General features: G+C 40.1%; 18 protein-coding genes. 3 read left to right on the forward strand and 15 right to left on the reverse strand.

The genetic code is table 11. The features are described 5' to 3' along the window. Positions 1-59: 59 nt before the first annotated feature. The 3 genes from CXF93_RS13430 to CXF93_RS13440 form a co-directional block, all read right to left on the reverse strand. Entirely contained in the window at positions 60-1,466 is a 1,407-nt protein-coding gene (locus CXF93_RS13430) for an NAD(P)H-hydrate dehydratase (protein ID WP_101062994.1), read from the reverse strand. Between the two features lie 64 nt (positions 1,467-1,530). Further along, a complete protein-coding gene (locus CXF93_RS13435) occupies positions 1,531-2,394 on the reverse strand; it encodes a DMT family transporter (protein WP_232784207.1) in 864 nt (287 codons plus the stop codon). Between the two features lie 129 nt (positions 2,395-2,523). Next, a complete protein-coding gene (locus CXF93_RS13440) occupies positions 2,524-2,847 on the reverse strand; it encodes a hypothetical protein (protein ID WP_101062996.1) in 324 nt (107 codons plus the stop codon). Positions 2,848-2,968: 121 nt separating this feature from the next. Here CXF93_RS13440 and CXF93_RS13445 point away from each other — a divergent pair, with 121 nt between their 5' ends. Beyond that, positions 2,969-3,460, forward strand: coding sequence for a peptidylprolyl isomerase (locus tag CXF93_RS13445; protein WP_101062997.1), 492 nt, complete (start codon positions 2,969-2,971; stop codon positions 3,458-3,460). A gap of 125 nt (positions 3,461-3,585) precedes the next feature. On the opposite strand, the gene CXF93_RS13450 is transcribed toward CXF93_RS13445, so the two are convergent. The 12 genes from CXF93_RS13450 to CXF93_RS13505 form a co-directional block, all read right to left on the reverse strand. After that, positions 3,586-4,065, reverse strand: a complete 480-nt coding sequence (locus tag CXF93_RS13450; RefSeq protein ID WP_101062998.1) for an HAD family hydrolase — start codon at positions 4,063-4,065, stop codon at positions 3,586-3,588. Continuing rightward, on the reverse strand, positions 4,058-4,570 hold the full coding sequence (locus CXF93_RS13455; protein WP_101062999.1) for a GNAT family N-acetyltransferase: 513 nt from the start codon (positions 4,568-4,570) through the stop codon (positions 4,058-4,060). The genes CXF93_RS13450 and CXF93_RS13455 overlap by 8 nt, the downstream gene beginning before the upstream one ends. A 48-nt stretch (positions 4,571-4,618) precedes the next feature. Continuing rightward, a complete protein-coding gene (locus CXF93_RS13460; RefSeq protein ID WP_101063000.1) occupies positions 4,619-5,248 on the reverse strand; it encodes an FMN-binding negative transcriptional regulator in 630 nt (209 codons plus the stop codon). A 123-nt stretch (positions 5,249-5,371) separates the two neighbouring features. After that, positions 5,372-5,740 carry a cupin domain-containing protein gene (locus CXF93_RS13465; RefSeq protein ID WP_101063001.1) on the reverse strand — a complete coding sequence of 123 codons (369 nt, stop codon included), beginning with the start codon at positions 5,738-5,740 and terminating at the stop codon, positions 5,372-5,374. A gap of 37 nt (positions 5,741-5,777) precedes the next feature. Next, positions 5,778-6,404 (reverse strand): LysE family translocator, encoded by a 627-nt coding sequence (locus CXF93_RS13470; RefSeq protein ID WP_232784208.1) that lies wholly within the window; start codon positions 6,402-6,404, stop codon positions 5,778-5,780. Between the two features lie 167 nt (positions 6,405-6,571). Then, positions 6,572-7,036 carry an N-acetyltransferase gene (locus tag CXF93_RS13475; protein WP_101063003.1) on the reverse strand — a complete coding sequence of 155 codons (465 nt, stop codon included), beginning with the start codon at positions 7,034-7,036 and terminating at the stop codon, positions 6,572-6,574. Positions 7,037-7,101: 65 nt separating this feature from the next. Then, positions 7,102-7,662: a TIGR00730 family Rossman fold protein gene (locus tag CXF93_RS13480; RefSeq protein ID WP_101063004.1), complete on the reverse strand. Its 561-nt coding sequence runs from the start codon at positions 7,660-7,662 to the stop codon at positions 7,102-7,104. Positions 7,663-7,763: 101 nt separating this feature from the next. Continuing rightward, positions 7,764-8,249 (reverse strand): GNAT family N-acetyltransferase, encoded by a 486-nt coding sequence (locus CXF93_RS13485; protein ID WP_101063005.1) that lies wholly within the window; start codon positions 8,247-8,249, stop codon positions 7,764-7,766. Beyond that, the gene (locus tag CXF93_RS13490) at positions 8,239-9,057 is read right to left on the reverse strand and encodes a class I SAM-dependent methyltransferase (protein WP_101063006.1); all 819 of its coding nucleotides are present in this window, start codon (positions 9,055-9,057) and stop codon (positions 8,239-8,241) included. The genes CXF93_RS13485 and CXF93_RS13490 overlap by 11 nt, the downstream gene beginning before the upstream one ends. 41 nt (positions 9,058-9,098) lie before the next feature. Next, a complete protein-coding gene (locus CXF93_RS13495) occupies positions 9,099-9,563 on the reverse strand; it encodes a GNAT family N-acetyltransferase (protein ID WP_101063007.1) in 465 nt (154 codons plus the stop codon). Between the two features lie 227 nt (positions 9,564-9,790). Beyond that, a complete protein-coding gene (locus CXF93_RS13500; RefSeq protein ID WP_101063008.1) occupies positions 9,791-10,171 on the reverse strand; it encodes a carboxymuconolactone decarboxylase family protein in 381 nt (126 codons plus the stop codon). Between the two features lie 64 nt (positions 10,172-10,235). Continuing rightward, entirely contained in the window at positions 10,236-10,586 is a 351-nt protein-coding gene (locus CXF93_RS13505; RefSeq protein WP_101063009.1) for a MerR family transcriptional regulator, read from the reverse strand. A 283-nt stretch (positions 10,587-10,869) separates the two neighbouring features. Between CXF93_RS13505 and CXF93_RS13510 the strand changes: the two genes are divergently transcribed. Together CXF93_RS13510 and CXF93_RS22295 are read left to right on the forward strand one after the other, a co-directional pair. Then, positions 10,870-12,501, forward strand: coding sequence for a sodium:solute symporter family protein (locus CXF93_RS13510; protein WP_101063010.1), 1,632 nt, complete (start codon positions 10,870-10,872; stop codon positions 12,499-12,501). A 34-nt stretch (positions 12,502-12,535) separates the two neighbouring features. Next, complete coding sequence (locus CXF93_RS22295) at positions 12,536-12,658, forward strand: putative transporter small subunit (RefSeq protein ID WP_017219625.1); 123 nt, start codon at positions 12,536-12,538, stop codon at positions 12,656-12,658. The last annotated feature ends 44 nt before the right edge of the window (positions 12,659-12,702 follow it).

Here is a 12,702-nt window from a genome sequence, read left to right on the forward strand (position 1 = left end):
AAATTTGATGTGCTATTAATTACTTAAAATAATGACCTTTAAATATCAACGAATAGTCATCACAGTACTTTAACGCCTTCAACAATATCCATAGGCATTAAAGCATAATTGTTTTTGGTCTCGTTTCTTGCTGCCATACAGTGCGCTAAGCTTGCTGTAATTGTAGCATTTATAACACTATATCCTTGAGTTAACAGTGAAGCAATCAATCCGGTTAACACATCGCCAGTTCCACCCTTACTTAGAGCATTGTTTCCCAAAGTATTGATGTAGAGCATATTATTATAACTAATAAGTGAGTTAGCGCCTTTTAATAAGAGCACTATTTTAGGATAATGCTCGGCAAACATCCTTACATACTTGAATCTATTATTTTGCAATTCGGCTACGGTTATATCTGCCAGTCGACTCAATTTCAACAGCGAACAGAATTCTTTAGGGTGTGGCGTTAACACTATATTTTCAGCATTTAAAATAGTGAGAATAATGTCATCGTGAAATAAGTCCGCATCAATAACTTTTGGCATATCACAGTTTAATATCTGTTGCACTTCGGCTTTTTTAAAATAGCCGAGGCCCATACCGATAGCGATCGCCGTACAGTTTTCTGGCAGAGTTGATTTTTGCAGAATATGACTCGGTAGATTGACGGCTTGATCGGTAATGACCGTGACTAAACCAGCGCCAAATGCAAAAGCGGCCTCGGCGGCAATAATACCAGCCCCGGTTTTATTACCGACGATGACGCTTAAATGTCCAAATGTACCTTTATGTGAGTTTTGTTTGCTGCGGAATGGTAGCTTCATATCCACGGGTTCAAGCAGAAAAGTATTGGTTGTCGTTTCATAAATGTTTCGCTGCACACCTAAGTCACTGACTATAATATTCCCTGTGTATTCTTTAGCAATATCACTGTAGAGCTGTGTTTTGAGTGCCCCCATGGTGATGGTTATATCAGCGTAAAAACCAGCACTCGTCACATGCCCTAGCTTATTTAAACCCGACGGAATATCACACGCAATTTTATATCCATGCAATGCGTTAAGTCGTTTTATCAAACGTTGCGATTCGTCATCCAACGCTCTATTGAGTCCAGAACCAAAAAGGCAATCAACGATGATATCGGGGGCATGTTCAGGTAATAGCTCAGATAGCCCATCGATGATATGAACACCTAAAAGTTTCGCTCTATTATACTGCAGTTTCGCCATCACGGATTTCACGTGATACGGCATAAGTATACTCACGCCGTATTGTGAATGTAAAAGTCTGGCGAGGGCGATGCCATCAGCGCCATTGTTACCGGCACCGCAGACAATTAGTATCTTGGCATTATTTAAACAATTGCTATGTATATGCTGCATCATTGAAACAGCGGCATGTTCCATAAGTAAATCGTCGCTTAACCCAAACTCATTGCAGCATCTCTTATCCAAAGCGCTCACATCATCAAATACTTTTTGCATCTTGTTACCTCATTATGGTTCCAATCTGTGTTCAGTAAAAATTACCTACTACCTACTTTCAACTCTAATCTCTTACTACGTCAGTGGGTTTTAATGCGTTAAAATTAAAGCTACCAAGCACATTAATTAAAGCACCGAGAATAATTAATCCACCGCCAACCCAAGTCCACAATGATGGTATTTCACTAAACAATAGCCAACCAAATATAATTGAGAACACCACTTGTACATAAGAGTAGGCTGTTGCTTTACTTGCTACTTCTGTTTGCATCGCCTTAGTTAATCCGACCTGACCTATTTGAGTGAAAATACCAATCAATATAAGTAATAGCAAAGCTTCTGCATCCGGCATCACAAAGTCATTACCTAACAAAAACACAGACAAAGGTAATGCCATGAGTGGGAAATAAAATATAATCACCGAGCTATCTTCAGTACCGCTAAGACGCTTGACGATCACATAAGCAATCGCACTGCCTAAAGCCCCCAATAGTGCAACAACAACGCTAAATAAAGGTAACTCAGCCGCCCCTGAAAATACCATGCTTGGGCTAACAATAAACAGTAATCCAATGATACAAAAAATAATGCAGACGATAGTCGAGCGTTGAATACGTTCTTTCAGAAAGATTAAGGCAAGTATAGCGGTAAATACGGGGTGTAGATATTGTAACAGCGTAGCCTCGGCTAAGGGTAATGTGGTCACAGCGAAGTAAACGCATATTAGCGCTAATGAGCCCACAGCACCTCGTGCTATCAGTAGTTTTTTATTATTACCCCAAACTGATAACCGTTTTCGACGCACATCGACATAGCTAATAATCAATGACACGATAGCTCTAGCAGCGACAATTTCGAAAACGGGAATACCATGAGTACTGACTAATTTAACGCAGGCAGTCATAATCGCAAAAGCCAATGCTGACATCAGCATGAACCTTACGCCAACAGGGATATTGTGTATAAATTGAATAGGCATAATGAGTGGTTAACTTTAGATGATTAGAAATTATGATCCTATAAGACTAATCATCTAAATGAAAGCAGTTTGCAATAGTTAGCTAGATGTATTGACTGTATTAATGTAGTCACACCATTGCTCAGAATTACGCTGCGGCACCCTTGAATCACCGCGAATACCTAACTTGAATTCAATCACTGAGCGCCACTCCAATGAGCCTAAATCAGGTCCATGTCCTTGGCCATCACCAGTCACTAATTGACGATCTATTTTAGCATACCAGTCATTCGTACAGGATTGCGGTTTAACATCGTCAATGACCCCTGTAGCACTAGCCGTCACACTCTTATCTGACCCCGAACATCCGATTACAACAGCACTCAGTGATGCAATAACGATTAACTTTACTACTTTCATCATAATAACGTCCTTTATCAAAACTACAGTTTAGTGCCAACTGTCATGAAAAACACCGTATACTGCAGCGATTAAACTTATACCTACACTAACAACTACATTAATACAAAGATGGTGCAACAAAATGATTATTTTTACCACAAACTTAGGTGACATTGAAATTGAACTCAATATGGAGAAAACGCCTGTCACATCGAGAAACTTCATCCGCTATTGTAAAGAAGGCTTTTATGAAGGCACTATTTTCCATCGCGTGATTAAAGACTTCATGATCCAAGGTGGTGGTTTTACTGAAAATATGCAAGAGAAACCGACGCGTCAAGCTATTGCTAACGAGGCCAATCGTGGTCTTAAAAATGTGATTGGTAGTATTGCTATGGCGCGCACTGATTCTCCACACTCAGCAACGGCTCAGTTTTTCATTAACTTAGATGATAATGACTTTTTAGATCACACAGCCACTACAAACGCAGGTTGGGGCTACACAGCGTTTGGTAAAGTGACAGCAGGCATGGACGTGGTGAACATGATCGCCTTTTCTAGAACCGCCACCGTAAAAGGCCATGAAGACGTACCCAGTGAAGCGATTGTTATCAAGAAAGTCGTCGTTAAATAATTGACCTTGTAAATAATCATAGCGGATGCCCTGGATAATAATGGCATCCTCTTCTTGTCACTTAGAAACAATACGACGCTCTAGCTTTAAAAGATGGGATTTCCCCTCAGATTGCAGTAGGCAGTTCACTGAAGGCATAGCTCACTGAGATGTAGAATTTGCTGATAATCACCACTAACCTCTTCCGGTGAAGCTTCAGGTGTATACCAAATCGCATTTAAACCAGCTTCAATAGCAGGTATAATATCACGATGTAGCATATCGCCGACCATGGTAACGTCACAGGCATCAACGCCAAGTGCTTGTACTACCGCTTGATAATACCCAGCGCTTCCTTTACCTATACCAAGGTTTGATTTGCAAAAGAATGCCAATATATATTCGGCAAGCCCAACTCTTTCAAACGCCGCTTTAATATCTTCTTCACTTGAATCCGCAGCACCTGTGGCTACGTAAATTTTACAGCCCTGCTGTGACAACAACGCAAGCATATCATGTGCGCCAGTGATGGCTTCAACATGTTCCCAGTTGCACATTTTACCTTTCATTTCAGGTGTATTAACCATCAAGGTTCCACCCCAGTCAAACAGATAAATCTTAGCCACTATACGACCCTTTTAGATTAAACCGCGCCATGTGATAAACATTCACATATTGGCCATCCCGAAACGCAAATGCTTTTGACTCACCTTCAATAACAAAACCAAATTTTTCATACAGTGCAATAGCAGGGTGATTATCAGTATAGACCGTTAGTTCAATACGCATGATATTAAGCCAGTTGTCCGTTAACTCAATCAGGTTGGTTAGTAAGGCACTACCAACCCCTTTGCCTTGATAATGACCTTTAACACCCATACCAAACGAACCAACATGGCGCCGGCGCATATTGCTACACACTTCAAAGCCTAAATCCCCAACAATCTCACCATTTATTTCGGCGACAAAGGAATAGAAGTTGGCAGGTACGTTAGCCATACGGTCAGCCCACCTTTTAGCGGATGGATTTGGTAATTGCAGCGTGCCACTGTAAGCATTTTTGCAGGCGTAAATATCTCGAATAGCCAATGCATCTTCGGGTTCTGAGTGTCTTACTTTAATTTCTTCCATGTCATGCTACTCCGTTACAGCTAAATTCTTACTGGCATAATTAATCTTCTATAAATGCTGACTCACTAAATCAGCCATTTCTAACGATTCAAAACCGCCCTCTGCCACCAGCCCAGCAATAACCCCTAATTGATTTTCATGAGGTTGATTTTGGCTTACCTTCCATTGACCCGTTATTGATACAATTTTAAGTTCCAACCCGACAATAGCAGGTAACATTCTTTGTATATATTCAGGCGGTGCATCGTTAACAGACCAAGGGTTTGACTGACCAGCTTCATGTTGATCACTGAGCTTAGTAATGTGCTTTAAGATCCAGGTATCATCATGAATACACTTCATCGAACCTTTTACATGCACGGCAACATAATTCCATGTCGGCACTGCTCTGCCCGTTTTTTGCTTAGTTGGATAATGGTTTGGCGAGATATAGCCATTTGATCCATGAAAAACAAGTAATACTTCCGCATTATCGTTTAATATTTTCCATACTGGATTGGCTTTGGCAACATGCCCTTGCAATACATCCAAACCCTGAGAGGTGTCGAATATAAATGGGATGTGATTGGCTTCTAAACCCGAGTCTGAATGACTGATTAATGTCGCTAAAGGATAGTTCACAATTAAGTCTTTTAACTTATCGTAATCTGTTTGTTTAAACTTCCCTGGGATATGCATTATCTCTCCTTGAAATCAGTTCTTATACCAATATAACTAATCTGTTTCCTTCCTATATTTTCAATACCTTACCACGAATTATTCCATCAAATACAGAGCAAATAAAAAGTACCTATATTCCTCCTAGGTCATAGTTTGACTTGGAAATGATATTTCTAATACCACACATTCTTGTTCACAAATAAACGGCCCATGAACTTCACTCGGTGGGCGACTAGCGTAATCCCCTGCTTCTAGCCAAACATCAAAAGCTACATCAAAGAGACGACCAGATACGATGTATATTTCTTCTGGATATTCATGAGACTTACCACCAAACATTGAAGTATCAGCACCCGCTTTGAATCGAGTTAAACGAGTGTAATCTCCCGTGACAGGGTCCATAGATAACGTTAGCTGCTCAAGGTCACCATTTGAACCCTCAATCGCATCCCATTGGCTTTTACTCGTCGATGCTAATGTATTCCAATACTGAATTGTGCTTTTACTCATAATACCGACCTCCCTGTGTAAAAATGCACCCAACTCTTTATTTTTGCTTAAGAATCAGTGAACTAAAATATATCATTGCTGAGCCAGACAACCTTTGAACCCAATTACCGATTTTAGAATTTTTGGCTGATGATTTTATTCTGTCAATTGCGAAAGTAACGCCTGTGAACCAAAAAAATATAATGCTCGCATGAATTGAAACTAAAGAAAATGCATTCAAATATGAGAAGTTGTCAGGTGATATAAATTGAGGAAAGGCTGCTAAGTAGAACATAGATACCTTGGGATTTAATATTTGAGTTATAAACCCTTCATTAAAATAACTAAGCCCCTTTCTTTCAGTGCTAGTTATGTTTTTCGTTTCTTTATCGTTATTGGTGGTTTTATAAGAGTTAATGATTGCCTTAACCCCAATATAGAACAAATACCCAGCACCCAATATTTTCACGATGAAATATAGATCGGCAGATTGCATCAATAAGGCTGAAAAACCAAAAATTGAAAGTGCACCATGAAAAAACGTAGCCACCGTTAACCCCCAAATATTAAGGATTGAAGCGTGCTTCCCTTGTGCTGATGCCGTTTTTAAAATCAATACCCCATTTGGTCCTGGCGATATCACTAAAAGTAGTGCGATTAAGCTAAACGCTAATATGTCATTCACAATTAAGTTCTCCATTAATAGAAAACCATAATATTTCATAAAGCACACATTGTTAAGTTATTCGGTTTACGTTGGTAGATTTGGAATGAAATACTTTAATTACTGATTTAATTGTCTGTGATATGGCATGATCTGCGATCAGATCTTCTGCCGGATTTACCTAGAAGTTAACTTACTATTTTCTTTGACATATTGTAGCCAGTAATAGCGAAACCAACTTCTTGATACAACTTTAACGCTCTTTGATTATGGTAAGCCACTCTTAACTTTATTTGCTCAATCCCAGCTGATTGCAATCGAGATTCAAGTGCTTGAATAGCTAATTTCCCATAACCATTATTACGGCTATTCGAGAAAATGAAAAAATCATAAATGAATGTCGATTTTTCACTTACCTTAATCGAATGCCACAGATAACCGACAAGGTTAGACTCTGACTCAATGCACAATAGTTCATGTTCATCGGTTTCCAACCCACCCGGAAAGCAACGAAGAAGATCTTGTTTGGCTAATTCGATAGCCCTTTCCATTGAGTGACCATAATTCTGAGCTATTTCGTGACTGTAATCATCAATGAAATAATCACAATAAGCGGGGTATTCACTTGCTGTCATTGGCCGAAGTTGGATCATAATTAGTCCTTTAAAATGAGAATAAGATTACAGTGATTAAATACCCGATTTATTACACTTTCTTATCAAGTCCACTTTGGTGCTGGTGGCTTATATGACTGAATAGAGGATAACAACGTTTCTGGGTTATCTGTGTTGATGATCATTTCGGCATATTCGCGTGTCAAAAAACCAGAGTACGACATATGATCAACCATGTTCATCAGCTGATCATAAAATCCAAGCACATTATAAAATGCACATGGTTTGGTATGGAGCCCTAATTGTGCCGACGTTAATGCTTCAAATATTTCTTCTAGCGTGCCGACTCCGCCAGGAAGTGCAACGAAAGCATCAGCCATCTCAGCCATTATCGCTTTTCTTTCGTGCATATCGGAAACAACTTTAAGCTCAGTTAGATTTTGATGTGCGATTTCCTTGTTTTTAAGATGTTCTGGAATTACACCGTAAACTTTCCCACCATGAGCAAGGACAGAATCAGCAATCACTCCCATCAGACCTACTTTACTACCACCGTAAACCACATCAATGCCATTGTTGGCAAAGAACTTTCCTAACATAACCGTAGCTTTAATAAATTCTGGATTATCACCACTGCTTGAGCCACAAAATACTGCGATTCTCATGATTATTCATTTCCTTGTTTAACGTTGTTAGCAACTAACCGCTCATTAAATGGAATACCGTATAACGTGAATTTCAATGATATAATAACGATGATCTATTTTTACTTTTCAACCTCGAACACCATAGAAATCTCATTTCCAATCAAATCAGCCATCGAATCCTCTATTTTAAAACCAGACTTCTCGTAAGATCTGATCGCGCTTTTATTATCTGGATAAACATCAAGCTTAAGAGTAGCGACGTCAAGCTCTGTGGAAGCGTACTTTTTCGCTAATGAAAGTAAGCTTATGCCAATACTGTTACCACGATAGCTGGACTCAACATACATTTGAGTAATATTTGCGCTGTCAGTCGATTGTGGGGTTACACCGCATAAACCAACTAACTTAGTGCCATGAAATGCACCTAGCATAATATTATTTTGGCAGCCTTCTTCAATCAGTCTTTCAAAATACAGAGTCTGAAAATTAACTTGCTCTAGGTACTTTGAACCAAAGCAGTCAGGGTGTAACTTTAAACTTTCCAAGCGCACGTGACGATACTGCAGGCTGTCATCAGGTATTAAGGCTCTGTATTTAATATCCATATTGTCCTCTATCAACTGATTTTTTAGCGAGTAATAGTCCATGATTACTTGACCCTAACAGAGACGGCTCATCGCATATCTTAAGATGATAATTCAACCATGTCTTATATTGCTCTGGCGTAAAGTGATTAACGCCAGATGAGATATATCGATTAAAGCCATCAGTAGCTACATGCCGTAATTTAGTAAAACCATGTTCACTGACAAGGCTTTCCATTTCTGCGGGTGTGGCAAAGTACCCCACGTTAAAAAAGCTATCAGCAAACTGACTTGGAACCAAACCTGATTCTAAAAGTGTGGATAGAATCTCAGGTGTAATTAGCTCCGGATATTGCTGAGCAAACATGCCAGCAACGAAATAACGCGAAATGTAAGCAACCGCTAACACACCACCCGGTTTTAGGATCCGATAAGCTTCCGAGATAGCCTGCTCACGCAGCTCTTGAGTCTGTAAGTGATAGAGAGGTCCGAGAATAACGCAAAGATCATATGAGTTACTCTCAATAAAAGGAATAGAGCATGCATTACCCTCATGAATTGAAAGTGTTATATTTTGTTCTTTGGCTTTACGCTGCAGAATATTAACTTGATCTGGAGCTAGCTCAACGGCTGTTGTATCACAACCCATGTTGGCAAATTTGAGCGAATAACGCCCTGTAGCTGCACCGAGTTCAATGACTTTTATTTTTGGAGCAAGGTATTCTTTCAATACATGCATTGTTGTATCAAATTCCATTTGCGCAATGAACTGCCGAGTAAGACGACTATCTTCATTAGCATCGGTATATTGCGCTATTAATTCTTCCATGATGCTTCCTTACAGACACTGCAGCCTGTTATACAGGGCTGCTAAATTAATTTTTCCATGACAAAATTTATTAACTTTTGCCCTCTGACTTCTACTAGTTGCTCTTTAAATAAAGTAAACCCGAGGTGTTCATAGAATGGGCGAGCGGTCACACTCACTTCAGAATAGTATCGGGTTATTCCCTTCTTCAGGCCAATAGAAAAAACGTGATTCATTAACGCCCTGCCAATACCTTGGCCTTGATACTCGAAATGGCAAAAGAAATGATCGATCAACCCATCATCTTGCAGGTCTGTATACCCAACGATAACGCCATCCATTTCAGCAACAAATGGTGATAAGCTCGTCATTCTAGTTTTCCAGAATTCAAAGTCAAATGAATCAGGTGCCCATGCTTCAACCTGCGCTTGAGAGTAGTCGCGGGTATTGATATGACGAACAGTATTAAAAAATATGTCCCATAGCACTTTAGCATCACTTTCAATGTAGTTCCGAATGATTATCACTGTAATCTCGCCTCTTGAAATTTAACGTCCATTCAATGACCTAAAGTGCTAACGATAAGAAATAATATATATTACAAAGGGGTGATCGACAATACCGAGCATAACTAAAGTGATATAAGTAGTAGGCATTATATTCGAATAAAAACGCTACTTTAGATAACTAAAACAGCGCAGGGTTCAGAAGTAACAAGACTCTGCTACAAAGGATCTATTCTGATCTAACGTATCTACAATATATCGCGAGATTTAAAAACGTCCTTGGCGACAAACATATCATTGAGTGATGCAGGAAAACCGGCGTAAACTGACATTTGTAGAATAACCTCAGTCACTTCATTTGGCGTGCAACCAACATTCAATGCACCATTGATATGAACATTCAATTGCGGCTGGCAATTACCTAGCGCTGTTAATGCTGCAACAGTTGCTAGTTCTCTGATCCTTAAATCTAAACCATTGCGCTGATAGATATCACCAAAAGGATACTCAATAATGTACTTAGCTAAATCAGGACATATGTCCTCCAAACTGCTAATTACATTTAGACCGGCGTCACCATCAATTTCATTTAGCTTATCTAGACCTTTTATGTATCTTTGATTTTCCATGTTCTACTCCAGCTGATAAAAACTAGAGTTACCATAGCGCTTAGAGTTAACTCTAAGTCAACAGCTAAACATGGTTGTCGTAATATTTAATTTTTTTCTTCAAGGCTTCAAGGTGCTCAAGTTCTGTTGTTATTCTCGCTTCAAGCATTTCAGAATGAAGCACCAATAAAGCTTGTCTCTCGCTGGCAGTTTCGCTTCCTTCTTCACGCAAGTGCGCATAGTGCAATATCTGCTTTAATGGCATAGCCGTTTCTTTAAGTCTAATGATAAATGCGATCCATTCGAGATCTTTCTTAGCGTAATCACGATGACCGCTTTGATTCCGATACACAGGCGCTAACAAGCCAATTTTTTCGTAATACCTTAGAGTATGAGCCGACAAGCCTGTATCCGCAGAGAATTGGCTAATGTTCATTTAAATTTCCTTATCTATATCGCATTGTAGACACTTACACTGTTTTATAAGCTGTAGTAAAACGGTGAAATATACCCGAATTTATACTAAGCCGTAGGTATTAAAACTATGAACTAGATCTCATTTTCAGTGGTTCTCCTTTTATACTGAGGATCATGTATAGTGGCGCGCGGCGACTATCTCTAATGCGAATAGCAAAGTGCAGAGTCAATAAATAGGGCATGCAATTGCTCTTATCCCGCGCATTAAGATTATCGCCACAACAATAACCCCAAGGAGACCTATGTTAGACCCTGTGTTTTATCAATTTTCAACAAGTACAACTCTTATACTCTTAGTTGGCTTTTACGGCCTTACATTTCTCTTCTCAACGCTAGCTTCAAAAAAATCCGACAGTGTCGATGGTTATATGGTTGCTAATGGCGCAGTCGGATTCGGCATAGCAGCAGCAAGCATGACAGCGACGTGGATTTGGGCAGCCTCTTTTTACGGCGCGGCAAGTTCAGGCTACCAATACGGTTTATCCGGCTCTTTACACTACGGATTCTGGGGAGCCTTGATGATATTGTTTATCTATCCCTACGGCCAACGCTTCCGTGAACTAGCCCCTAGAGCACGTACCTTAGCAGAAATAATGCAAGCAAGGCACGGAACTTCAAGCCAGCTTATCTTAGCGGTTTCAAACTTAGTTGGCAGCATCATCAGCCTAATGGTTAACTTCACCGCTGCAGGCGCGTTAGTTTCGGTATTAACCCCACTGTCTTTCGAAGTTGGCGTATTAATCGCTGGTGTTGGCGTTTTATCTTATACTTTGTGGTCCGGTTTTAGAGCATCGATATTAACTGATTTCGCTCAAGTAGTTGCCATGATGGTTGTCGCTATTGTATTAATCCCTTGGATCTATTTCAGCATGGGCGGTTCAGAAGCACTCTCACAAGGCTTCGATATAATCACAGCTGAGCAGGCCGATTTCTTCTCGACTAAAGCAATGTTAGAACAAGGTGCACCATTCTTTGTCGCGGTTCTTGCCTACGGTATTGGTAATCAGACCATTGCCCAGCGACTGTTCGCGGTACGCCAAGACCTCATTAAATCGTCATTTATTACCGCTACACTCGGTTACGGTTCAATCGTCATCGGTTTAGGTATGCTCGGTATGATGGCACTGTTTATGGGCATGACGCCGTATGAGGGCGATCTAAACAATCTCATCCCACAAGTCGCTTCAACTTATCTACCACCTGTTGCTATAGGTATGCTATTTATCTTAGTGATTGGCTCTCTTTCATCTACGGCTGATTCAGATCTGTCGGCACTTTCTGCCATTGTCATGACAGATATATATGCGAAGAACTTAGCAAAAGGTAAAATCGACAATAAGAAGATGCTGCTGTTAGGCCGTATAACCATGATTATCGCGACAGCGCTGGGGTTGATTCTAGCGAGTTTCTCACTCGACATTCTAGTAATGCTGGTATTTGTCGGGGCATTATGGGGCACACTAGTATTTCCAGTAATTGCTAGCTGTTACTGGGACAGAGTCACCAACCGCGCTTTCTTAAGTGCTGTACTCGGTGGTTTAACCTTATTTTGTCTGGTTCGTTTTGAATGGATAGCACTTATTGGTGCATGGGCGTCAAGCCTAGAGTTCATTGCCGCGGTCGGTGGTGGTACTGTGATTGGCTTAATGTTCTTTGGTTTTACAAATCGCAACGTAGCACTTATTGCGGGGTCGATTGTAGGAATGTTATGCGCTTACTATTTCCATGATTTCTTACGTGACTACACGGTATTACTTGGCTCTTTAGTTGCCTACGGTGCAAGTACCCTAATCTGTACTGCGGTTAGCTTAACGAGCAACGAACGCTTTGACTTTGCGTTGATCCATGAACGTATTCAACACTTTGATGATTAATAACCATTTAATAATTTACAGCTAGGAGCACAATATGATGTTATCACTCTATATTTTGATATGGCCAGTCATTTCAGCTGCAGTGCTGTTCGTGATAGTCCGCGCTTTTTTTAAAGATATGGCAGAAGCCAAGCGCGAAGAACGCGATATTATTTAAATAAAAATCAGGGTACCCAATATGCTTGGATACCCTGATTTAGT

It is taken from the genome of Moritella sp. Urea-trap-13 (assembly GCF_002836355.1).
Taxonomy (GTDB): domain Bacteria; phylum Pseudomonadota; class Gammaproteobacteria; order Enterobacterales; family Moritellaceae; genus Moritella.